This is a genomic window from Methylobacterium komagatae (genome assembly GCF_042661665.1).
In the GTDB taxonomy this organism is placed as follows: Bacteria; Pseudomonadota; Alphaproteobacteria; order Rhizobiales; family Beijerinckiaceae; genus Methylobacterium; species Methylobacterium komagatae.
Genome location: NZ_JBHSWN010000001.1, coordinates 4,497,888 through 4,519,781 on the forward strand (window position 1 = coordinate 4,497,888; position 21,894 = coordinate 4,519,781).

At 69.8% G+C, this 21,894-nt stretch carries 18 protein-coding genes, 1 pseudogene and 2 riboswitches; of the genes and pseudogenes, 12 read left to right on the top strand and 7 right to left on the bottom strand.

The window, feature by feature from the left end:
• Positions 1-8: 8 nt before the first annotated feature.
• The 4 genes from ACFQE0_RS22290 to ACFQE0_RS22305 all read right to left on the bottom strand — a co-directional run bounded on the left by ACFQE0_RS22290 (position 9) and on the right by ACFQE0_RS22305 (position 4,690).
• Positions 9-956 (bottom strand): ornithine cyclodeaminase family protein, encoded by a 948-nt coding sequence (locus ACFQE0_RS22290; RefSeq protein WP_378973525.1) that lies wholly within the window; start codon positions 954-956, stop codon positions 9-11.
• Positions 957-1,055: 99 nt separating this feature from the next.
• On the bottom strand, positions 1,056-2,177 hold the full coding sequence (locus ACFQE0_RS22295; RefSeq protein ID WP_378973528.1) for a DSD1 family PLP-dependent enzyme: 1,122 nt from the start codon (positions 2,175-2,177) through the stop codon (positions 1,056-1,058).
• A gap of 20 nt (positions 2,178-2,197) precedes the next feature.
• Positions 2,198-3,334, bottom strand: a complete 1,137-nt coding sequence (locus ACFQE0_RS22300; protein ID WP_378973530.1) for a pyridoxal-phosphate dependent enzyme — start codon at positions 3,332-3,334, stop codon at positions 2,198-2,200.
• A 96-nt stretch (positions 3,335-3,430) separates the two neighbouring features.
• The gene (locus ACFQE0_RS22305) at positions 3,431-4,690 is read right to left on the bottom strand and encodes a D-amino acid dehydrogenase (RefSeq protein ID WP_378973532.1); all 1,260 of its coding nucleotides are present in this window, start codon (positions 4,688-4,690) and stop codon (positions 3,431-3,433) included.
• 66 nt (positions 4,691-4,756) lie between these two features.
• Positions 4,757-4,873, bottom strand: a riboswitch (glycine riboswitch).
• 1 nt (position 4,874) lies between these two features.
• Positions 4,875-4,976: riboswitch (glycine riboswitch) on the bottom strand.
• A 132-nt stretch (positions 4,977-5,108) separates the two neighbouring features.
• Here ACFQE0_RS22305 and ACFQE0_RS22310 point away from each other — a divergent pair.
• On the top strand, positions 5,109-5,576 hold the full coding sequence (locus tag ACFQE0_RS22310) for a DoxX family protein (RefSeq protein WP_378973534.1): 468 nt from the start codon (positions 5,109-5,111) through the stop codon (positions 5,574-5,576).
• A 127-nt stretch (positions 5,577-5,703) separates the two neighbouring features.
• Here ACFQE0_RS22310 and ACFQE0_RS22315 read toward each other — a convergent pair.
• A pseudogene (locus ACFQE0_RS22315) lies at positions 5,704-6,313 on the bottom strand (glutathione S-transferase).
• A gap of 72 nt (positions 6,314-6,385) precedes the next feature.
• On the bottom strand, positions 6,386-7,558 hold the full coding sequence (argE, locus tag ACFQE0_RS22320) for an acetylornithine deacetylase (protein ID WP_378973536.1): 1,173 nt from the start codon (positions 7,556-7,558) through the stop codon (positions 6,386-6,388).
• A 150-nt stretch (positions 7,559-7,708) separates the two neighbouring features.
• Between argE and ACFQE0_RS22325 the strand changes: the two genes are divergently transcribed.
• Together ACFQE0_RS22325 and ACFQE0_RS22330 are read left to right on the top strand one after the other, a co-directional pair.
• The gene (locus tag ACFQE0_RS22325; RefSeq protein WP_378973539.1) at positions 7,709-8,347 is read left to right on the top strand and encodes a L,D-transpeptidase; all 639 of its coding nucleotides are present in this window, start codon (positions 7,709-7,711) and stop codon (positions 8,345-8,347) included.
• Between the two features lie 135 nt (positions 8,348-8,482).
• Positions 8,483-8,713 (top strand): hypothetical protein, encoded by a 231-nt coding sequence (locus ACFQE0_RS22330; protein WP_378973541.1) that lies wholly within the window; start codon positions 8,483-8,485, stop codon positions 8,711-8,713.
• A 10-nt stretch (positions 8,714-8,723) separates the two neighbouring features.
• On the opposite strand, the gene ggt is transcribed toward ACFQE0_RS22330, so the two are convergent.
• Entirely contained in the window at positions 8,724-10,493 is a 1,770-nt protein-coding gene (gene ggt / locus ACFQE0_RS22335; RefSeq protein WP_378973543.1) for a gamma-glutamyltransferase, read from the bottom strand.
• Between the two features lie 165 nt (positions 10,494-10,658).
• Here ggt and ACFQE0_RS22340 point away from each other — a divergent pair, with 165 nt between their 5' ends.
• From ACFQE0_RS22340 to ACFQE0_RS22380, 9 genes are all read left to right on the top strand, one after another.
• Positions 10,659-11,588, top strand: a complete 930-nt coding sequence (locus ACFQE0_RS22340) for a glycosyltransferase family protein (RefSeq protein ID WP_378973545.1) — start codon at positions 10,659-10,661, stop codon at positions 11,586-11,588.
• A complete protein-coding gene (locus ACFQE0_RS22345) occupies positions 11,585-12,511 on the top strand; it encodes a glycosyltransferase family 2 protein (protein WP_378973548.1) in 927 nt (308 codons plus the stop codon). Before ACFQE0_RS22340 ends, ACFQE0_RS22345 begins: the two co-directional genes overlap by 4 nt.
• Before the next feature lie 21 nt (positions 12,512-12,532).
• A complete protein-coding gene (locus tag ACFQE0_RS22350) occupies positions 12,533-13,297 on the top strand; it encodes a glycosyltransferase family 2 protein (protein WP_378973550.1) in 765 nt (254 codons plus the stop codon).
• Entirely contained in the window at positions 13,294-14,022 is a 729-nt protein-coding gene (locus tag ACFQE0_RS22355; protein ID WP_378973552.1) for a TVP38/TMEM64 family protein, read from the top strand. Before ACFQE0_RS22350 ends, ACFQE0_RS22355 begins: the two co-directional genes overlap by 4 nt.
• A complete protein-coding gene (locus ACFQE0_RS22360; protein ID WP_378973555.1) occupies positions 14,019-15,452 on the top strand; it encodes a DUF2142 domain-containing protein in 1,434 nt (477 codons plus the stop codon). Before ACFQE0_RS22355 ends, ACFQE0_RS22360 begins: the two co-directional genes overlap by 4 nt.
• 71 nt (positions 15,453-15,523) lie before the next feature.
• Positions 15,524-15,940, top strand: a complete 417-nt coding sequence (locus ACFQE0_RS22365) for a DUF4864 domain-containing protein (protein WP_378973557.1) — start codon at positions 15,524-15,526, stop codon at positions 15,938-15,940.
• Positions 15,941-16,014: 74 nt separating this feature from the next.
• The gene (gene thrC / locus ACFQE0_RS22370; protein WP_378973559.1) at positions 16,015-17,427 is read left to right on the top strand and encodes a threonine synthase; all 1,413 of its coding nucleotides are present in this window, start codon (positions 16,015-16,017) and stop codon (positions 17,425-17,427) included.
• 8 nt (positions 17,428-17,435) lie between these two features.
• Positions 17,436-18,830 (top strand): M16 family metallopeptidase, encoded by a 1,395-nt coding sequence (locus tag ACFQE0_RS22375; RefSeq protein ID WP_378975630.1) that lies wholly within the window; start codon positions 17,436-17,438, stop codon positions 18,828-18,830.
• 134 nt (positions 18,831-18,964) lie between these two features.
• Positions 18,965-21,862, top strand: a complete 2,898-nt coding sequence (locus ACFQE0_RS22380) for an EAL domain-containing protein (protein ID WP_378973562.1) — start codon at positions 18,965-18,967, stop codon at positions 21,860-21,862.
• The last annotated feature ends 32 nt before the right edge of the window (positions 21,863-21,894 follow it).

Here is a 21,894-nt window from a genome sequence, read left to right on the forward strand (position 1 = left end):
GGCGCTGACTAGCGCGCCGCGTCGGCCTTGGCGAGGATAGCCCGCGCGATGGTGAGATCCTGCAAGGCGATGCCGGAGGAGTCGAACACCGTGATCTCGTCCGCCAAGCTACGGCCCCCCTCCCCGCTCGCCAGCACTTCGCCAAGGGCCCGCAGGCGGGTCCTGCCGACGCGGATCGACTCGGCGACGTGCTGGAATTCGCCCATCACCAGGGATTGGATCGGCAGGTCGCAGAACAGGCTCGCCCCTTCGAGCAGCGCGGGCGGCATCTCCTGCTTGCCCTTGGCATCCGCGCCCATGGCGGCGAGATGCGTTCCGGGGCGGACCCAGCCCGCCTCGAAGAGCGGCGCCCGAGACGGCGTGGCGGTGACGATCACATCGGCGGCGCGGCAGGCGGCTTCTGCCGGGGCCGCCTCGACGGTGACAGGTCGGTCGATCATCCCGCGCAGCCGTTCGGCGAAGCCCTCGACCTTTGAGGCGTCGCGGGCGACGACCAGCACCCGGTCGATCGGCAGGATTCGCGCCACGGCGGCGCATTCGAACAGGCCCTGGTTGCCTGCGCCGAACAGAGCGAGGGTGCGGGAATCCGGCCGGGCGAGGAGGCTCGCGGCCACCGCGTCGGCGGCAGCCGTGCGGTAGGCGTTGACGTGGCCCGCTTCGATCACCGTATCGATCCGGCCGACCTCCTGATTGAACAGGAGAATCACGGAATTGTGCCGGGGCAGGCCCTTCTCGGGATTACGATGCCAGAACGAGCCGACCTTCAGCCCGGTATAGTCGGCGGTGGTCCCGGACTTGATCGAGAACCGGTTGGCGGTGTCCGTCCCGTGACCCAGCACCGCCGGAAACAGGGTGGTGCTCGGGGCCACCGCCGCGATCAACGCCTCGCGCGCGGCCTCGAAGGCCATCTCATGCGTGACGAGCGCAGCCGATTCTTCCTCTGAGATGAAGCGCATGGACGGACAACCTCACAGATGGAATGAAGAGCTGATACCGCTGGGGCTTGGCTCTGGCGGGGCTCACCCTGACGCACAGGGCGAGCCCCGGCCGAGCGATTACAGGCACGCCCCGCGGGCCGTTACCGGCCACAGGGCCTCGACGCGGCCGTTTCGCACGCCCACCAGCCAGTCGTAGACATTCACGGTCGGGTCGCAATGGCCGGGGATCAGGCGGAGCCGATCGTTGAGACGGAGCACGTTGCCGGGATCGGCGATCACGCCGTGCTCGTCGGACGCCTTCAGGTACTCGACGTCGCTGCGCCCGAACACCACCGGCATGCCGCTATCGACGCTCTGCGCCTTGAGGCCCGCATCGCAGATCGCGACCTCCTTCTTCGCCTTGCTCATCACCGAGGTGAGGATGAACAGGCTGTTCTCGAACGCGGAAATCGGCTTGTCGCCCTCGTCTCGGACGCGCTGATAATCGGCATCCATGAAGACGTAGGAGCCGCATTGCAACTCGTTGTAGACGCCGCTCGCTCCTTCCATCTCGAAGCTGCCCGTGCCCGCGCCCGCGACGATATCGCAAGACAGGCCGTCGGCCTTGAGCAGGTCGACGGTGCGCTTCGTGTCGTCGATGGCCTGCTGGATGAGCGTCCGCCGCTCGCCGTGCTCGCGGACATGCTGCGCCTTGCCCTGATAGGCCTGGAGCCCGGCGAACTTGAGGCCTGGCCGGTCGGCGATGCGCCGCGCGATCGCCACCGCCGGCTCGCCCGGCGCGACGCCGCAGCGGCCCGCCCCGACATCGATCTCCACGAGGCATTCGAGGGTCACGCCATACTTCACGGCCGCCGCCGAGAGGTCATCGACGTTGCCGATGTCATCGACGCAGACCAGCACCCGGGCGCGGGTGGCGAGCGCGGCCAGCCGCTCGATCTTCCTGGGCGCGACCACTTGGTTCGACACCAGCACGTCGCGGATGCCCGCGCTCACCAGCGCCTCGGCCTCGCTCACCTTCTGGCAACAGACACCACAGGCGCCGCCGCGCTCCATCTGGATCATCGCGATGTCGGAGGATTTGTGCGTCTTGGCATGGGCCCGGTGACGCAGCCCGTGCTCCTTCATGTAGCGGCCGAGCTTCTCGACGTTACGCTCGAAGGCATCGAGATCGACCACGAGACAGGGGGTGTCGACCTCTTCGACCGGCATGCCGACAGCGGCGGGAATCGTGTTGGCCATGGGGTTTCTCCCACTCTCTCTCAGGAAGCGACGCCGATGAGTTCGGCGATGCGGGGCGTGGCCTTGATGCCGGTGCCGGTGAGCACCACGACATTCGTCTCGTCGGCGCGGATTGCGCCGCGTCCGGTCAGATCGGTCAGCGCCGCCGCCGCCATGGCGCAGGTCGGCTCGACGTAGAGGCCGGAGCGGGCGAGTGCGTGCAGAGCAGCCTCGATCGCCGCCTCCGACACGGCGACGGTGCCACCGCCGGAGCGGCGGAGCGCGGCTAGAACCTCACGTCCACGCACGGGCTTGGCGATGGACGCGCCCTCGGCCAGGGTCGGGCGCGGCTCGATGGGCAAGGCCTCCTCCGCGCCCGCCGCGAAGCCCGCATGGAGCGGCGCGCAATGGGCGGGCTGGACCGCGTAGAGGCGGGGCAGGCGGTCGATCTCGCCCCGTCGCAGGAGTTCGCGGAAGCCGATATCGCAGCCGAGAATGTTGCTGCCCGCGCCGCAGGGAATGATGACCGAATCCGGCGCGCGGAAGCCGAGATCCTCCCACAGCTCGTAGGCCAGGGTCTTGGTGCCCTGGAGGAAGTGTGCCTGCCAGTTATGGCTGGCGTAGAAGATCGATTCCGCCTGAGCCTCGGCCGCCTCGGCGGTGGCCTGCCGCGTGCCGGGGATGAGTTCAATCTCGGCGCCCGCCGCGCGCATCTGCACGGTCTTGGCCGGCGAGGTTGAGGCGGGCACGAGGATCTTTGCACGCATCCCGGCGGCGGCCGAGTAGGTCGCCACCGCCGCACCGCCATTGCCGGAGGAATCCTCCAACACGGCCTCAATTCCCTGCTGCCGCAGGATCGAGAGCATTACCGAGGCGCCGCGATCCTTGAAGGAGCCCGAGGGGGCGAACCATTCGAGCTTGAAATGCGCGTGGCCGCCGTTCCAGGGCCGCCGCACCAGCGGGGTGCAGCCCTCGCCCAACGTGATCGGATCGGTCACCGCCACCGGCAGCGCCTTGGCGTAACGCCACAGGGATCGCGTGCCGGTCTCGATCCCGTCCCGGCCGATGCCCGGCAGGTCTGTGATCATCAGCGGGCGCCCGGCCTCCGAACGCCAGCGGGGCGTGTCGATCGGATAGGTCGTCCCGTCGATGGGATCGAGATAGGCGGGCAGCGTCATTGTCAGGCCTCGGCGGCGATGCGCTTTGAACTCATAATACAGAATTTCTGCGCGGCGCACCGCCCCTGTTGGGGCGATGGCCGAAGGGGCGGCGCCTCAGGCCGCCAGGGCGTAGCCGGTGGTGACCGCTTCGTGCTCGGCCGCGACGGCCTGCGCGATGAGTTCGGCCGTTGCCCCGGACAGGGTCCAGCCGAGATGGCCGTGGCCGGTATTGTAGAACACCCCTGCCCGGCGCCCCCGCCCGACCTTGGGCAGCATGCTGGGCAGCATGGGCCGCAGGCCGCTCCAGGCGATGACGCGATCGGTGGCGACGCCGGGGAACTGCTCCCGCGTCCAATCGATCAGGGGCTGGATGCGGTCGTGGCGGATGTCGCGGTTGAAGCCGTTGAACTCGGCGGTCCCCGCCACGCGGAACCGGTCATCCCCAAGGCGGCTGGTGACGATCTTCGTCGCCTCATCGAGGATGCTGACCTGCGGCGCGGCGGCCTGGGCTTCCGGCGTGTAGAGGTTCACGGTGATCGAGTAGCCCTTCACCGGATAGATGTTCACCCGGTCGCCGAGCATGGCCGCGAAATGGCGGCTCGCCGTGCCCGCGCAGATCACCACCGCATCCACGGCCTCGTCGCGCTTCCCGCCCCGCGCGCCCTCGTGCCAGGAGACGACGTGGCCCCCCGTCCCGCCCGGCTCGATCGCCTCGACGGTCGCGTCATGGACGAAGCGCACGCCCTTGCGGGCGCAGGCCGCCGCGAGGCCGCGGGTGAACTTGTGGATGTCGCCCGTGGCGTCGGAGGGGGTGAAGAAGCCGCCATAATAGTTGCCCGCCAGCGTCGGCTCGATGGCACGGATCTCCTCCGGCGTGACGGCGTGGCGCTCCAGGCCGCCCTGCAGCAAAAGGGCGTTGACGCCCTCTGCCTTCCGGAAGGCGGCCTCGTCCCGGTAGAAATGCAGGATGCCGCGCGTCTTGAGGTCGAAATCGATCCCCTCGTCGCGGGCCATGGCGAACAGTGCTTCCCGCGCCTTGATCGCGAGCCGCACGGTCTCGACGGTATTGGCCCGGTAATGGGCGATCTCGCGGACGAACTCGGCCATCCAAGACAGCTTGTGCCAGGAGGGGGTGGGGTTCATCAGCAGCGGCGCGTCGCGCCGGGTCATCCAGCGCAGGCCCTGGATTACCGTCGAGACCTTGTTCCACACTTCGGCGTTGCAGGCCGAGAGCTGCCCGCCATTGGCGAACGAGGTCTCCATTGCGGCGTAGCGCTGCCGGTCGAAGACGGTGACGCGATAACCGCGCTGAACCAGGGCATAGGCTGTCGTTACGCCGGTGATGCCGGCGCCGATTACGGCGACATGGGTCATGGGTTTGGGACTCCGGAACGTCTGGACGCATGGAGCCGGCGTCGAGTGAAGCCGGCCGGTTGCGCCCCATCTGTCCCGGTTGCCTGAGAGCTTGATCCGGCACCGCCCTGGCGAGGCGGGTGAGCACGGACGTCCCCTTCGGCGGGTGCGGGCGGGTCGACCGCTGCACCACTCTCCAGATTGCCCCGACGACACGGTTCTGGTGCCTGAGAGTTTCCGGGGCGGTTGCTCCGTCGGCGCCGGGCCGTCTCTCACGGACGGTCCCGGTCTCTCCCGCATCATCGTGAAGGGCGGTGCGACACTAACGCAGGGCCTTCCCCAGCTGAAGCCCGTTTTGGCGCCTCTCCTGCCGATCTTCCTTGCAATCGGCGGCGCCTGTCACACCTGCTGCTCCAAGACCCTCGGAGCTGCCGACCGGATGACAAGCCTCAGCCTCGCCATCGCCTTCGGAACCCGCCTGCTCCTCGTCCTGCTGTTCCTGCCCTTCAGCGCCCTCGACAAGATCCTGAACTTCAAGGGCGCCGTGGGACAGGCCAAGCAGGCGGTGGGAGCCACGCCCCCGGCGGTGGTTCTGATTCTCCTGGGGCTCTGCGTCGAGATCGGCATGTCGGCCTGCATCCTGACGGGGGCCTACGACCGGGCGGCGGCCTTCGTGATGGCCGGCTATTGCGGCGTCACGGCGCTCCTGTGGAAGCAGTTCTGGAAGCCAGGCGATTTCTGGTCCGGCGGCAAGGGGCGCGAGCTGTTCTGGGACTTCCTGAAGAACTTCGCCCTGGCCGGCGGCTTCCTGCTCATCACCTTCGGCACGGGGGCGAGCACGGTGGAGAGCTTTTTCGCCGATCCCCTCGCCTCCTCGCATCCCTACACGGTGACGCCACCGCAATAGGCAGCGGCGCAGATCCCTCCACGCGTCTTTGCGAGCAAAGCGAAGCAAGCCAGGGAGCCGCCGCCTCTGGAGACGTCCCACTGCCCTGGGTCGCTTCGCTGCGCTCGCGGTGATGAAGGGAGCGAGATCAGCCCTGAGGCGGCACGGTCTCCGTCATCGACGGGCGGCCCTCGAACACCGCGTACCACGCCGCCGTGGCAGGGCGGCCGTCACGCCAAGCGAGGTCGGGGAAGCGGAAATCGAGGTAGCCCAGCGCGCAGGCGATCGCGACGGTGCCGATGTCGAGCACCGGCATGTCGGCGACGATGGCTTCGATCTCGGTCGAGACCGGCGGCGATCTTGGCGACCTGCCCAGCATCCCAGGCATCCCAGCGAAGGGACTCGGGCCGCAGGGCGCGCTCGTAGCGGGCGCTGAGGGCGGCATCGAGCATGCCGTCCGCGAGCGCCTGCCGGGCCAGGGCGTCCCACCGTTCGGCGCCCTCGGGGAACAGGTGCGTGCCCTCGGAGCGCATGTCGAGGTATTCGCAGATCACCCGGCTGTCGAACAGGCAGGTGCCATCCTCTAGGATCAGGGCGGGCACCTTGCCGAGCGGGTTGTGGGGCGACACGTCGGGCGAGCCCGCCGTCGGGGAGACGCCCGCCGTCACGACCTCGATGTCGCCGGCTTGGCCGGTCTCGTGAGCCAGCACCAGCACCTTCCGGGCATAGGGTGAGGCGGGAGAGTAGAGAAGCTTCATCGGCCGGTCCCGTTTCCTTGGTTTGCGGCACAACGCACCGATCCGGTGCGGAAATCCAGTCCGCCGCCTCACCTATCCGCGGCATTCACCGATCAGGCGGCGCAGGAAGCCGGCGCAGGCGTCGAGTTCATCCCGCGTCACGTACTCGTCGGCCCGGTGGGCGCGGGCGATTGAGCCGGGGCCGATCACCACGCTCGGAATTCCGGCGGCATCGAACAGGCCGGCCTCCGTGCCGTAGGAGACCTTGGCATGGGCGTTCCGCCCGGCGAGGCGCTTGGCCAGCGTCGCGATTGTCGCTTCTGGGTCGGTCTCCAGGCCGGGATAGTCGATCAGCGGCTCCACGGTGATTCCGCAGGCGGGATCGATCGCGCGCATCAGGGGAGCGAGCACCGCCTCGGCATGGGCGACGGCCCCTTCCGCGAGCGCACCCGCATCGTCCGCCCCGATGGCCCGCACTTCGAAATCGACGCTGCACGTGTCGGGCACGATGTTCAGCGCCGAGCCGCCGCGCACCACGCTCGACAGGGCGGTGGTGTGGGGCACGTCGTAGAGCCCGTCGCGGGCGCCGTCGCGGGCGAGGCTCTCGGCCATAAGCCGCACATGCTCGATGAACCGGGCGGCATATTCGACGGCGTTGACGCCATCGGGCGCCAGGGAGGAATGGCAGGCGCGGCCCGTGAAGGTCACCCGCGCGGCGGATTTGCCCTTGTGCCCAAGCACGACCTCCATGCCCGTGGGCTCTCCGACGAAGCAGCCCAGCGGGGTCGGGAACAGCTCGGCCATCCGGGCGATGAGGGGCCGCACGCCGAGGCATCCGACCTCCTCGTCGTAGGAGATGGCGAGATGGAGCGGCACCGCGAGGTCCGCCGCCGCCATCTCCGGCAGCAGGGCAAGGCACACGGCCAGGAAGCCCTTCATGTCCGAAGTGCCCCGCCCGTAGAGCCGCCCGGCTTCCTCCCGGAGCCGGAACGGGTCCGAACTCCACGGTTGGCCGTCGGCGGGCACCACGTCGCTATGGCCGGACAGGACGTAGCCCGGCCTGTCGGCGGGGCCGAGGCTGATCCAGAGCCCGGCCTTCTCGCCGGACGCGTCCGGGACCCGCGTGACGGAAGCGCCGTGGCGGCGGGCGAAATCCTCGATCCAGTCGATCAGGGCCAGGTTCGAGCGGTCGCTCACCGTGTCGAAGGCGACGAGGGTCGCGAGAATCTGTGCCGCGTCCGGCGCCTGCGCCGCGTCCGTACCCATGCAATCCTCTCCGTTGTCCCCCTCGCGCACCTCAGTCGACAGGGCGGGGGAGTCTGACTACGCGCTCAGGGAACCTGAGGCTCCCGCGAGGCGTAGCTTGGCAGAATGCCTCGCGGTCCTCTGCCGCCGATGCTTCACGGGGATCCACCGATGCGCGTCCGATCCGCCTTTCTTCTCTCCACCCTTCTCCTCACCTTCGCCAGCGCCACGGCGCTCGCCGACGTGTCGATCACCGTCGACAAGGCGTCGCAGCGCATGACCGTCGCCGTCGATGGGACGCCACGCTATTCCTGGCCGGTCTCGACCGGCGGCGGAAACTACGACACGCCCTCGGGCAGCTTCCGCCCGTTCCGCATGGAGCGCACCCACTTCTCCAAGGAATGGGATGACGCGCCCATGCCCTACGCGATGTTCTTCACGCGGCAGGGTCACGCCATTCACGGCACGAACCACGTCCGCAGCCTCGGCCGCGCGGTCTCGCATGGCTGCGTGCGCCTCTCCGTGCGCAACGCCGCGACCCTGTTCGGCCTCGTGAAGCAGCAGGGGATGAACCGCACGCAGGTCACGATCGAGGGTGAGGGCTCTCCCATGGCCGAGGGCGGACGGCGGACCCGGCCCGTCATGCGCGGAGGATACGGCGTCGCGAATTACGATGACGACCAGACCGGCGCGCGCACGGTCTATTACGCCGTGCCTGCCCGCCGCCCGGTGCGCGGCCCGGCCTATGACGACCCGAGGGGAATCGACGGTTTCGGCCCCTCCCCTGTCGACATTTACGACGGGTACTGAGACCGGCCTTTAACCTACGGCAGAATTCGAGCTCGTTAACTCTCCTTTTAAGTGAAGCCTTTACGGGCGGTCGCGACGATGCCTCCGCATCACGACCGCCCGTGGCGGGCGGTGAGGAGAGAGGACGATCCGACGATGCGGCTCGCTGTATTTTCCACCGCGTGCCTCATGCTCGCGACCCCGGTCCTGGCGAGCACGAACGAGGGCGCCGTATCCTCGCGGGGTCCGCGCCTCGACGCATGGCTGCGCGGCGTCGATCCTGGCACGACGAGTTCCATTCAGCCCAGTCAGGCCGCGCCCGCAAAGCCCGCCTGCCCGCCCGAGCGCCGCGTCGGCACGGGCGCGGGCTTCTGCATGATCAACTGATCCTTGGGCTCTATTCCCCGACCGCCGCCCCCGCCGGGCGGCGATTGTCGTTGGCGCCGTAGAGCAGCCCCGGGCGCATGCCCTGCGTGCGGGACGCGTCGTTGCCCGATGACGCGGCCTCCGGCTCGTTAGGCCCCGCGCCCTTCACCGCAATGAGTTCCTGGGCGCCCCAGGCCTTCTGCACGCTCACGGCGTGGCCCATCCCCTTGAGGATGGTGAGGGTGTCCGCCGAAAGGGCGAAGGGCTCGGCATAGAGCGTGTCCGGCAGCCATTGGTGATGAATGCGCGGGGCATCGACCGCCTCCTGCGGCTGCATGCCGTGGTCGAGCATGTTCATGATCACCTGGGCGTTGATCGTGATGATCCGCGAGCCGCCGGGCGAGCCCACCACCATCACCGGCTTGCCGTCCCGCAGGACGAGGGTCGGCGCCATGGAGGAGAGAGGGCGCTTGCCCGGCGCGATCGCGTTGGCGGTGCCCTGAACGAGGCCGAACAGGTTCGGCACCCCGACCTTCACGGTGAAGTCGTCCATTTCGTTGTTCAGGAAGAAGCCGGTGCCGGGGGCCATCGCGCCCGAGCCGAAATAGCCGTTGATCGTGTAGGTCAGCGAAGCCGCGTTGCCGTTCCGGTCGAGGACCGAGATATGCGTTGTTTCCGGCTTCTCGCGGGGCGCCAGGAGGCTCGGATCGGGCCGCACCTGCGCCGAGGGCGTCGCCTTCTCCAGGCTGATGCCTGCCCGCAGGGACCGCGCGTAATCCGGCGAGATCAGCCGCTCTACCGGGTTGGCCACAAAGGCCGGATCGCCCAGCGTCGCGTTGCGGTCGGCATAGGCGCGCCGCATCGCCTCGACCATCAGGTGGACGGTGCGGGCCGAATTGAAGCCCGAGGCCGCGATGTCGTAGCCGTCGAGGATCGCCAGCATCTCGCACAGCGTCGTCCCGCCGGACGAGGGCGGCGGCGCCGAGAGGATCGTTGCGCCCCGGTAGGGGCAGGCGAGCGGCGGATCGTCGGTGATCGTGTAGTCGGAAAAATCCTTCGCGGTCAGGATCCCGCCGCCCGCCGCCGAGGCCGCCTCGACGGCTTGGGGGATCTCGCCCTTGTAGAAGGCGTCCGGCCCGCCCTCGGCGATGGCCTGGAGGGTTCGGGCGAGATCGGCCTGGACCATCCTGTCCCCCGGCCGGAACGGCGTCCCGTCGGGCCGCAGAAAGATTTTCGCCACGGCCGGGTCCCGGGCGAACTTCTCCGTGCCGGTCTCCAGAATGTCGGTATCGCCCCGCGTCAGGACGAAGCCGTCCCGCGCGAGGGCGATGGCCGGGGCCATCACCCCGGCCAGCGGCAGGGTGCCATAGCGCGACAGGGCGTTGGTGAGGCCGAGCACCGTGCCGGGCACGCCCGCCGCCTTCCAGCCGCGAAGGGTCGAGCCCTCCACGACCCTGCCGCTCGCGTCGAGATACATGTCCCGGCTCGCGGCAGCGGGGGCCTTCTCGCGGAAATTGATGAAGCGGCTCAGGCCCGTGGCGGTGTGGACCAGCAGGAAGCCGCCGCCGCCGAGATTGCCGCAGCAGGGGTTCACCACCGCTTCGGCGAAGGCCACCGCCACCGCTGCATCGACGGCGTTGCCCCCCGAGGCGAGGATGTCCGCGCCGATCTGCGAGGCCAGGGCCTGGGACGAGACGACCATGCCATTCTCCCCCTCCACCGCCGGGGCGGAGGCGGCATGCGCGAGACCGGGCAGGGCCAGCAAGGCAGCCACGCATGCGATCCGCAGGCCTGCGATCATTCCCGGTTCCTTCCCTGCCGCCATCCATCCTGATCTAGGCCAGGATCGACGGGAATCAGCCATTTGCGCCGCGCCCTCGGGCGTGGATCGCGTCGGCCTCATGAAAACCGTATTGGAACCGTCACCACGCTGGCTGACACGGAAGCCGCCCGGATCAGAGCCCTCATGCCGTCCCCGCCTCCGGAGCCGGCGACCGCGCGCCCCGCCCCTGGGCTCGCGCGGATCGCCGCCGGATTGACCCTCTTCCAGCCGACGCAGGCGCAGGTCGCGTCCCTGTCCGGGCGCCTGCCTGCCGGGCTCGCGGCGCGGTTCGCCTATGCCAACTCGCCCCTCGACCCGGCCTTGAAGGCCGAACTGGAACGCGCTGGCTTCACCCTCCTCGGCGACGGCACGAATCTCGGCATCGCCGAGGCGCTGAACCGGCTGGCGGCGGCGGCCAAATCCGCCGGGGCGGATGCTCTCTACCTGCTCGATCAGGATGCGGCGGCCGAGCCCACCCTGCCCGGCGCGCTCTCTGCCTCGCGGGAGCGCCTGATCGCGCGCGGCCTCGCCCCGGCGGTCATCGGCCCCTCCCCCGCCGCCGCGCCGGGCCACAAGGCTCCCGCCTATCCGGCCCGGTCGGGCGTCGAGGCGATCGGGAGCTTGCGGCCGGTGCAGTTCCTGGCGACATCCGGGAGCCTCGTCGATCTCGCCGCCTTCGCGCGCACCGGCCCTTTCCGGGCGGATTTCTTCATCGATGCCGTCGAGCTCGAATGGTGCTTCCGGGCCTGGAGCCTCGGCCATGGCAGCTATCTCGACCCCGCCGTGACGCTGCCGCACCGGGTCGGCGGCGGGACGATCCGCGCCTTCGGAATCGCCATGTCGCGCCAGCCCCTGTTCCGGATGGCGACCTACCTGCGCAACAGCGTCTATGCGTGGCGCCTGCCGCACCTGCCCCTGTCGTGGAAGCTCGCCCAGGGGCTCTACCTGCCGGTCCAGGCCATGCTGTTCTGGGCGGATTCGGGATGGCGTCCCGCCGTGCTCGGCCGCCTGGCCGGGGCGGCGCGCGACGGGCTGCTCGGCCGCCTGGGGCCCCCGCGGGACCTGCCACGATGACCGATCTCGACGTGGTCATCGTCAACTGGAACGGCGGCGACCTGCTGCGCGACTGCTTGGCCGGGCTTGCCGCCTCGGACGGCGCGGAGCGCGTCGCGGTGACCGTGGTCGACAACGCCTCGACCGATGCGTCCCTCACCGGATTGCCGACCCTGCCCGGCCCGCTCGAAGTGATCCGCAACACGGAGAATCGCGGCTTCGGCCGCGCCTGCAACCAGGGCGCGGCGTTGGGCAAGGCTCCTGTGATCCTGTTCCTCAACCCCGATGCGCGGGTCGAGCCGGACACGCTCGCCCGTGCGAGGGCGGCGCTCCTCGCGGAGCCGGGCTGGGGAATCGTCGGGGCGCGGCTCGTGGAAGCGAACGGGCGCACCGCCCGCTCCTGCGCCCGCGCGCCCACCCCCGCCGCCATGCTCGGCCGGGCCTTCGCGCTCGATCGGCTCCGCCTCGTACCGCCGCACTTCCTGCGCGACTGGGACCACGAGGACGACCGCGCCGTGGATCAGGTGATGGGCGCCTTCCTGATGATCCGGCGGGACCTGTTCGCCGCGCTCGACGGCTTCGACGAGCGGTTCTTCGTTTATTACGAGGATGTCGACCTGTGCCTGCGGGCCCGGCAGGCGGGCTTTGCCGTGCGCCACCTCGCCGGGCCGGTCGCCCGCCATCTCGGCCAGGGCACCACCCGGCAGGCCAAGGCGCGGCGCCTGTTCTACATCCTGCGCAGCGAGATCCTGTATGCCGGCAAGCACCACGGCCGGGTCGCCGCCCTCGCGCTCGCCGTTGCCGCCTTCTGCGGGCAGATACCCCTGCGGCTGGCCCAGGCCCTGGCGCGCCGCTCCATCGCCGAGGCGGGGGAGGTGCTCCGCGCCGCCCGCCTCCTCGCCGCCGCCCTGCCCGAGATCGCCCCCGCGATCCTCCGGGCCTGACCCTTCCTGAAGACCCCGCCGATGCTCCACGGACACCGAATCGCCGTCGTCCTGCCCGCCTACAACGCGGCGGCGACCCTGGAACGCACCCACCGCGAGATCCCGTTCGACATCGTCGATGACGTGATCCTCATCGATGATGCCAGCCGCGACGCGACGGTGGCGGTGGCCGAACGACTCGGCATCCACACGGTCCGGCACGCGAAGAATCTCGGTTACGGCGGCAACCAGAAGACCTGCTACCGCACCGCCCTGGAGCGCGGCGCCGACGTGGTGGTGATGCTCCACCCGGATTATCAATATGCCCCGCGCCTCGTGACCGCGATGGCCTCCATGATCGTCTCGGGCGAGTACGACGCGGTGCTCGCCTCGCGCATCCTGGGCAACGGCGCGCTGGTCGGGGGCATGCCGCTCTACAAGTACGTCGCCAACCGGGGGCTGACCCTCGTGCAGAACTGGCTGATGGGCCAGAAACTCTCCGAGTATCATTCGGGCTACCGGGCCTGGAGCCGAAAGGTGCTGGAATCCTTGCCGCTCGACCGTTGCTCGGACGATTTCGTGTTCGACAACGAGATGCTGGCGCTGGCCATGCATCAGGATTTTCGCATCGGCGAGATTTCCTGCCCGACGCGGTATTTCGACGATGCCTCGTCGATCAACTTTCGCCGCTCGTGCATCTACGGTCTCGGCGTCCTTCGCACGAGCCTCGCCTACCGCCTGCATCGCTCCGGCCTGAAGGCGGACCCGCTCTTCGCGGAGCCCGCCCCCACGGAGGCGCGCCCGTGACGCTGCCACCCCTTTCCCGCCTCGCCGCGCTGGCACTGCTCGGCGGTCTCGCCGCCGCGCCGTTGGTGGCCGGGATCCTCGCCCCCGACGCCGCCGCCCGGCTGACCGCGCGGCTCGCGGAACTCGGCCCGGCGGGGCCCGCGATCCTCCTTGTCGTGCAGGCGCTGGTCGCTGCCTCGGGCGTGGTGCCGGCCTCGGGCGTCGGCATCGCGGCGGGGGCTCTGCTCGGGCCGGTTGAGGGGTTCTGCGTCGCGGCGCTCGGCACCATGATGGGCGCGCTCATCACCTTCGCCCTCGCTCGCACCGTGCTCGGGGCCCGCGCGCTCGCCCGGTTCGGCGGCCGACGTCTGGCCGCCCTCGACGGGGCGCTCGCGGCGGAGGGCTGGCGGCTGGTCTGCCTGATCCGGCTCTCGCCGATCATGCCCTTCGCGCCCACGAGCCTTGCCCTGGGAGCGAGCACGGTCGGCCTGCGCGACTACGCGCTCGGAACGCTCGCCGCCCTGCCCGCCCTGTTCGCCTATGTCGCCCTCGGGGCGATGGGCCAGGGCGGCGGGCACCTCCTGTCCGGCGCCGGTCCGGCGGAATGGCTGCGCCTCGGCGTGCTGAGCGCGGGCGCGGTCGCCACCGTGCTGCTGATGCTGCGCCTGCGACGGATCCTCGGGCGGACCGTGCCCGGCCACGCCCTGCCGAACGGAAATCTTCCCGGGGGAGACCTGACCGCGTGATCCGTCTGCCTTCCGGCCCCCGGTTCTGGTGCTGGGCCTATCTGGCCCTCTGCGCCCCGGTCTGCATTGCGCTCGCACTGATCGTGCCGCCGGGCGAGGTCGCCGACGAGGGCTCGCATCTCGCCCGCGCCGTGGCCCTGACCCAGGGCGACATGATCGGCCACCGCGAGCCCGTGCGCTATTCCGACGGCTCGACCCACGTGGCGGCGGGGGTGCGGATCGATCCCTCATGGGAGCGGCTGACGCGCTCGCGGCCGAAGGATTTCGGCGGCGTCCTCTATCCCCTCGACGACCCGCCGGATGCGCGGGGCCGGGTCTTCGTGCCGCTCTACACCGTCGGCACCTACCCGCCCTTCCTCTATGCGCCCGCTGCAGCGGGGCTGACGGTCGGGCGGATCCTCGGCCTCGCGCCGGAGGTCTGCTTCTATCTCGGGCGGCTCGGCACGGCGACGGCGACCCTCGCCATCGCCATTGCCGCCCTGGCGCTGGCCCAGCGCGGCCGGGTGGCCTTCTTCGCGATGCTCGCCCTGCCGATGACCCTGTCGCTCGCGGCCTCGTTCAACCAGGATGCGCCGATCATCGCCCTCGCGGCGCTCGCCGCCGCCCTGCTCACCCCCCGGCCCCTCGCCGGGCCGGGTATGCGCCTGCGGCTCTCCGGCGCGATCGTCAGCCTCGCCCTCGTGGTCCTCGCCAAGCCGCCCTATGCCGGGCTCGCGGCGATGCTGTTGATCCCCCTCCCCTTGGGGGAAGGATCCGGCGGCCTCGCGCGCCACGCCGTCCGGCGCCTTGCGGCGGCGGCGCTGACCGTGCTGCCCGCCGCGCTCTGGACAGTCGCGGCTACCGCAACCGTCGCGACCCCGGTGCCGCGCGACGCCTACGAGGCCGGCCCGCTCTGGTCGGGCCCCCGCCCGGCGACCTTCACCTCCACCGATCCGAAGGCGCAGGCCCAGATTCTTCTCGACAAGCCCGCACGGCTCCTGACCCTGCCGGGACATTTCCTCGGCACGATCAAGCACCTGACCATCCTCGCCAAGGGCTCGGTCGGCATCTTCGGCTGGCTCGACCGGCCGCTGCCGGGGTTTGTATACGGGCTCTGGGCCGTGGCCCTGCTCGCGCCGTTCCTTCTGCTCAGGCACGGCACGATGCCGCCCTGGCCGGAATCACTGCTCCTCACCGCCTCGGCCGTCGCGTGCCTGTGGCTGGTGGTGATCTCGCAATACCTCACCTGGACCAATGTCGGGGAGAACCGGATCGACGGGCCGCAGGGGCGCTACCTGCTGCCCCTCGTGCCGATGTTGGTCCTGGCCTTCGCCCCCACGCGCCGGAGCCCTTCGCCCGGGCGCTGGCCTGCGATGCTGCCCGTGGCAGCGGCCGCCGCCGATCTGGTCGCCGTCCCGCTCGCCGCCCTCGCCATGACGGCGCCGGCCTGAGCGGCCGGGAAAGCTTGCCGGGCGAGCCGAGCCGCCTACAATTCAGGGTTGCTCCCTCGGAGTGACCCGCGATGCGCGCCCTATCCTGTCTCGTCCTCGTCCTGGGGTGTCTCGGCTCGGGCGCATGGGCGGGCGAAACGGAGCAGGCGGCGGCCCGCGCCGTCATCACCCGGCAGGCCGAGGCCTTCGGACGGGACGACGCCTCCACCGCCTACGCTCAGGCCGCCCCCGCGATCCGCGACATTTTCCCGAACCCGGACCTGTTCCTCGGGATGGTGCGCAACCAGTACAAGCCGGTCTATCGCCACCGCAGCTTCGTCTTCGGCTCGGCCCGTGACCTCGGCGAGACCTCGGTGAGCCAAACCGTGGCGATCCAGGACGAGTACGGCACCGATTGGACAGCCGAATACACCCTTGAGCGCCAGCAGGACGGCGAGTGGCGCATCACCGGCTGCCGCTTGGTCAAGGCACCGGGGATCAGCGCATGACCGCCCGGCCGCGATCGCATTTCGACACGCAAGCCTGCATCGTGTAGAGGGTCCGCCTTCCCACGGAGGCCCCTGTGCTCCACGTCTCGACCCGCGGCGAGGCCGCGCCTCTTTCGTTTTCCGATGCGCTGCTTGCCGGCTTGGCCCGCGATGGCGGGCTCTATCTGCCTGAGACCTGGCCGCGAATCGGCCGGGACGAAATCGCCGCGCTCGCCGGAAAGCCCTACGCCGAGGCCGCCAAGCTCGTGCTGCGCCCGCTGGTCGACGGTGAGATCGCCGATGCCGACCTCGACCGGATGATCGACGCCGCCTACGCCACCTTCCGGCACCCGGCGATCTGCCCGATCACCCAACTCGACGACAACCTCTTCCTGCTGGAGCTTTTCCACGGCCCGACGCTCGCCTTCAAGGACGTGGCGATGCAGCTGCTGGGCCGCCTGATGGACCACGTGTTGCGCCAGCGCGGCAGCCGGGCGACCATCGTCGGCGCGACCTCGGGCGATACCGGCTCGGCCGCCGTCGAGGCGTTCCGTGGCCTCGATCAAGTCGATGTGTTCATCCTCTACCCGCATGGGCGGGTCTCCGAGGTGCAGCGGCGGCAGATGACCTCCGTCGATGCGCCCAACGTCCATGCACTCGCCGTCGACGGAACGTTCGACGATTGCCAGAACATCGTCAAAGCCTTGTTCCAGCACGCCGAATTCGCCGATGCGGTGCGCCTCTCCGGCGTGAACTCGATCAACTGGGCCCGCGTCGCGGCGCAGGTGGTCTATTACTTCACCAGCGCCGTGGCGCTCGGCGCCCCGCACCGGGAGGTCTCCTTCTCGGTGCCGACCGGCAATTTCGGCGACATCCTCGCCGGATGGGTCGCGAAGAAGATGGGCCTGCCCATCAAGCGCCTGATGATCGGCACCAACGCCAACGACATCCTCGTGCGCACCCTGGAGCACGGCGCCTACGAGCTGCGTGGCGTCGAGCCCACCACCTCGCCCTCCATGGACATCCAGATCTCCTCGAACTTCGAGCGGCTGCTGTTCGAGGCCCTCGGCCGGGACGCGTCGAGCCTGTCGCGGCTGATGGCCGGGCTGAAGCAATCGGGCGGGTTCCAGCTCGATGAGACGGTGCTGGCCAAGGTCCGCGACGAGTTCGACGCCCATGCGGTGCCGGAACACGCGGTGATGGAGGAGATCGCCTTCAGCCACGCGGCGACGGGCGTGACCCTCGATCCGCATAGCGCCATCGGCGTGAATGCCGCCCGCCGCCTGCTGACGAAGGACCCGGCGACGCCGGTCGTGGCGCTCGCCACCGCCCATCCCGCTAAGTTCCCCGACGCCGTGGCCAAGGCGACGGGCGGCCAGCGCCCCGTCCTGCCCCCGCACCTCGCCGACCTGATGGACCGGCCCGAGCGTGTGACCCGCATCGCCAACGATCAGGGCGCCGTCGAGCGCCTGATCCGCGAGCGTGCCCGCATCACGAAGGGCGCGTGACCGCCACGATGAACGAGCATTTCTCGACTCACGCCGCCTCTCCGACCCTCAAGGTCACGCGGCTCGCCAACGGCGTCACCGTCGTGACCGAGCCGATGCCGGGGGTGGCGACGGCGAGCCTCGGCGTCTGGGTCGGGGCGGGCTCCCGCCACGAGCGGGCGGACGAGAGCGGGCTGTCGCACCTCATCGAGCACATGGCGTTCAAGGGCACCGCCCGCCGCTCGGCCCGGGACATCGCGGAGGAGATCGAGAATGTCGGCGGCGAGATCAACGCCGCCACCTCCACCGAGACCACGAGCTACACCGCCCGCGTGCTCGGCGAGGACGCAGGCCTCGCCCTCGACGTGATCGGCGACATCCTGACCAGCGCCACCTTCGAGGCGGGCGAACTCGCCCGTGAGAAGGGCGTGATCCTGCAGGAATATGCGGCCATCGAGGACACGCCGGACGACGTCGTCTACGACGCCTTCACTGAAGCCGCCTTCCCCGGCCAGCCGGTAGGGCGGCCGATCATCGGGCGGCCCGAAACGATCCACAGCTTCGACGAGGCGGGCATCCGCGCCTACCTCGCCCGCGAATACACACCGGACCGTCTCGTGGTGGCGGGCTCGGGCAGCGTGCAGCACGAGGCCATCGTGGCGGCAGCCGAGCAGCATTTCGGAGGGTTGAAGGCCGCCGAAGCGCCGCCGATGGAGCCCGGCCGCTACGGCGGCGGCGAGCGGCGCATGAAGCGAAAGCTCGAACAGGCCAACCTCGTCATCGGCCTGCCCGGCCTCTCCTTCCGCGACGAGGGCTACTATGCCCTGCACATGTTCGCTCAGGTGCTCGGCGGCGGTCTGACCTCGCGCCTGTGGCACGAGGTGCGCGAGACCCGCGGTCTCGCCTACGAGATCCAGGCGTTCCACTGGCCCTTCTCCGATTGCGGCCTGTTCGGCATCGGCGCGGGTACGGCAGGCTCGGATGTGGCCGAACTCGTGGCCGTGACCCTGGAGGCGACGACCCGCGCGGCCCGCGACCTCGATGAAATCGAGATCGCCCGCGCCAAGGCGCAGCTGAAGGTCTCGCTGCTCTCGGCTTTGGAGACACCCGGCGGCCGGATCGAGCGAAACGCCCGCCAGATCCTGGCCTGGGGCCGGGTGATCCCCGCCTCGGAGGTCATCGCCAAGGTGGATGCGGTGACGGTCGATGACGTGCGCGCAGTCGCGACGACGATGCTCGGCGGAACGCCCACGGTCGCCGCCATCGGCCCCATCGCGGGCCTGCCGTCGATCGACAAGATCGCGGCGGGGTTGTCGGGGGGCGCTGACCCTCCCGTCTTTGCGAGCGCAGCGAAGCAATTCAGGGCGGCGCCAGGATCTCCAAGCGGCCCGCTGCCCTGGATCGCTTCGCTGCGCTCGCGATGACGGTGCGAGTCTGAAGCCCCCTTCAACTTGATTTGGCCGCAAAGGGGCGCGATCCGCGAACGGTGGACCGGCGCGCCCTCGGCCTTGCCGGGCCTTAGCGTCGCCTTTACCAATCGCGGTCGCCAGGGCGGCCGATGCAGACACCCCCGGCCGGACACGTCAGCCCTTTGCGCATCCTCGCCCTCCTCCTGATCCTGGTCGGCGGCCTCGTCTTCGGCAGCCCCGCGCGCGCCATCGAGGCGGTGCGGGTCGGCCTCGACCAGCCGGTCATCGACCTGACCGGCGCCATCGAGCGCTACCGCTCGGACGGCGACCTCGTTCAGATCTCCACCGCCGCCGGCAAGGACGGCATCAAGCGCCGCATCGTCGTGAAGGCCCGCGACGCGGGCGCCCGGCCGGACTGGATCGCCTTCGCGCTCACCAACGACACCGACGAGCAGATCGACCGCATCCTGATCGCCCCGCATTTCCGTCTGGTCGGATCCGGGGTGATCTGGCCCGATCTCGGCGGCTCGCGCATCGCCGCCATCACCGCGAGCCAGGGCATCCGCCCCGAGCGCGACGAGAACCCGGACGCAGATCAGTTCACGATCACCCTCGATCCCGGCACGACGGTCACCTACGTGGCCGAATTGCGAAACGCCAACGTCCCGCAACTGCACCTGTGGGACCAGGATGCCTACCGCCGGAAGACCTCCGGCCTGACCCTCTACAAGGGCATCATCATCGGCATCAGCGGGCTGCTCGCCCTGTTTCTCACCATCGTCTTCGTGGTGAAGGGCGCGATCATCTTCCCCGCCGCCGCCGCGCTCGCGTGGTCGGTGCTGGCCTATGCCTGCATCGATTTCGGCTTCCTGCAGCGGATCTTCCCCGTCACCGAACTGGCCGAGCGGGTCTACCGCGCCTCCGCCGAGGCGGTGCTCGGCGCGACGCTGCTGGTCTTCCTCTTCGCCTACCTGAACCTCGCCCGATGGCACGTGCGCTACAGCCACGTCGCCTTCTTCTGGCTCGCCTTCCTCGCAGGCCTCGTCGGGCTTGCGGTGTTCGATCCGCCGGTCGCGGCGGGCGTGGCGCGCATCTCGATCGCGGCGGTGGCCGGAATCGGCCTGCTGCTGATCCTCTATCTCTCCGTCCATAACGGCTACGACCGGGCGATCCTGCTGGTGCCGACCTGGCTCCTGCTGATGATCTGGGTGACGGCCGCGGGCTTTGCCGTGACGGGCCAGATCGGCAGCGATCTCGTCCAGCCGGCGCTGATCGGCGGCCTCGTGCTGATCGTGATGCTGATCGGCTTCACGGTGCTCCAGCACGCCTTCGCGGGAAGCGGCCTGTCCCATGCGCTCGTTTCCGATACGGAGCGCCGGGCGCTCGCGCTGACCGGCGCGGGCGACGTGGTGTTCGATTGGGACGTGCCCGCCGACAAGATCTTCGTCGGCCCGGAGATCGAGGCGCAGCTCGGCCTGTCGCGCGGAGCGCTCGAAGGTCCGGCCTCGAACTGGCTCGGCGCCCTGCACCCGTTCGATACGGAGCGCTATTCGGCGGCCCTCGACACGGTGATCGAGGAGCGGCGCGGCCGCATCGTCCACGATTTCCGCCTGCGCTCGGCGGCCGGAAGCTATTTCTGGTACCGGCTGAAGGCCCGGCCGGTGATCGGCGCCGATGGCGAGGTGATCCGCGTGGTCGGCACCATCGCCGACGTCACCGAGGTGAAGACCGCCGAGGAGCGCCTGCTGCACGACGCAGTGCATGACAGCCTCACCGGCCTGCCGAACCGCGAACTCTTCGGAGACCGGCTCGATGCGGCTTTGGCCTTCGCGGGCCAGGATGCGCGCCTCAAGCCCACCGTCCTTGTCCTCGACATCGACCGCTTCACCGGCATCAACGACGCGATCGGCCTCTCGGCGGGCGATTCGATCCTGCTCACCCTCTCACGGCGCCTCGGCCGGCTGCTTCGCCCGCAGGATACGCTCGCCCGCCTCTCCGGCGACGAGTTCGCGGTGATCCTGCTTTCCGAGCGTGACCCCGACCGGATTCTCGCCTTCGCCAGCATGATCCAGCGGGCCATCGCCACGCCGATCACCTATGCCGACCGGGAGATTTTCCTCACCGTCTCCATCGGGCTCGCTCTCTATGAGGGTGGCCAGAAGCGCGACGAGGTGCTGAAGAACGCCGAGGTCGCGATGATCCAGGCCAAGCGCCAGGGCGGCGACCGGATCGAGGTGTTCCGGGCCCATATGCGCGCCGAGCGTTCCGACCGGCTGATGCTCGAAGGCGATCTGCGCAAGGCGATCGAGCGCAACGAGATGCGGGTGCTATTCAACCCCGTCGTGCGCCTGGATGACCGCACCGTCGCCGGTTTCGAGACGGTCCTGCGCTGGGACCACCCGAAGCTCGGGCGCATCCCGGCGGCGACCTTCATGCCGCTCGCCGAGGAATGCGGCCTGATCGTCAATCTCGGCATCTTCGCGCTCGAGCGCACCGCGCTGGAACTCGCCGCGTGGCAGCGTTCGCTCGAAGTCGAGCCGCCGATCTTCGCAGCCTGCAACCTCTCCTCGCGACAGCTCCTGCGCCACGATCTCCTTCACGATGTGAAGACGGTGCTCGCCCGTTCGGGTGCCCTCCCCGGCTCCCTGAAGCTCGAATTCAGCGAGAGCCTCGTGATGGAGAACCCGGAATACGCGGCGCAGATGCTCTCGCGCATCCACGACCTCGGCGCAGGCCTGTGCCTGTCCGATTTCGGCACCGGCTACTCGGCACTGTCCTACCTGCAGCGCTTCCCCTTCGACACGATCAAGGTCGACCGGGACTTCGTGCGACAGATCTCGTCGGGCCAGACGGCGATCCTGCGCTCGATCGTGAAGATGGCGAGCGAGTTGAATCTCGCCATCGTCGCGGAGGGCTGCGAATCGGAAGGGGATGCGGTGGCGCTTGCCGAGCTCGGCTGCGAATACGCCCTCGGCCCGGCCTTCGGCGAGCCGATGACCATGCTTCAGGCCCGGCAGATCGTCGGTGCCGCGCCCGAGGCCGCTTGAGCCTTCGAATTAAGCCCCCCTTAACCACGTTC

Excerpts from the sequence above, each read along its gene's own strand:
- ACFQE0_RS22290 (WP_378973525.1), bottom strand. The coding sequence starts at position 956 with ATGCGCTTCATCTCAGAGGAAGAATCGGCTGCGCTCGTCACGCATGAG.
- ACFQE0_RS22295 (WP_378973528.1), bottom strand. The coding sequence starts at position 2,177 with ATGGCCAACACGATTCCCGCCGCTGTCGGCATGCCGGTCGAAGAGGTC.
- ACFQE0_RS22300 (WP_378973530.1), bottom strand. The coding sequence starts at position 3,334 with ATGACGCTGCCCGCCTATCTCGATCCCATCGACGGGACGACCTATCCG.
- ACFQE0_RS22305 (WP_378973532.1), bottom strand. The coding sequence starts at position 4,690 with ATGACCCATGTCGCCGTAATCGGCGCCGGCATCACCGGCGTAACGACA.
- ACFQE0_RS22310 (WP_378973534.1), top strand. The coding sequence starts at position 5,109 with ATGACAAGCCTCAGCCTCGCCATCGCCTTCGGAACCCGCCTGCTCCTC.
- argE (WP_378973536.1), bottom strand. The coding sequence starts at position 7,558 with ATGGGTACGGACGCGGCGCAGGCGCCGGACGCGGCACAGATTCTCGCG.
- ACFQE0_RS22325 (WP_378973539.1), top strand. The coding sequence starts at position 7,709 with ATGCGCGTCCGATCCGCCTTTCTTCTCTCCACCCTTCTCCTCACCTTC.
- ACFQE0_RS22330 (WP_378973541.1), top strand. The coding sequence starts at position 8,483 with ATGCGGCTCGCTGTATTTTCCACCGCGTGCCTCATGCTCGCGACCCCG.
- ggt (WP_378973543.1), bottom strand. The coding sequence starts at position 10,493 with ATGATCGCAGGCCTGCGGATCGCATGCGTGGCTGCCTTGCTGGCCCTG.
- ACFQE0_RS22340 (WP_378973545.1), top strand. The coding sequence starts at position 10,659 with ATGCCGTCCCCGCCTCCGGAGCCGGCGACCGCGCGCCCCGCCCCTGGG.
- ACFQE0_RS22345 (WP_378973548.1), top strand. The coding sequence starts at position 11,585 with ATGACCGATCTCGACGTGGTCATCGTCAACTGGAACGGCGGCGACCTG.
- ACFQE0_RS22350 (WP_378973550.1), top strand. The coding sequence starts at position 12,533 with ATGCTCCACGGACACCGAATCGCCGTCGTCCTGCCCGCCTACAACGCG.
- ACFQE0_RS22365 (WP_378973557.1), top strand. The coding sequence starts at position 15,524 with ATGCGCGCCCTATCCTGTCTCGTCCTCGTCCTGGGGTGTCTCGGCTCG.
- ACFQE0_RS22375 (WP_378975630.1), top strand. The coding sequence starts at position 17,436 with ATGAACGAGCATTTCTCGACTCACGCCGCCTCTCCGACCCTCAAGGTC.
- ACFQE0_RS22380 (WP_378973562.1), top strand. The coding sequence starts at position 18,965 with ATGCAGACACCCCCGGCCGGACACGTCAGCCCTTTGCGCATCCTCGCC.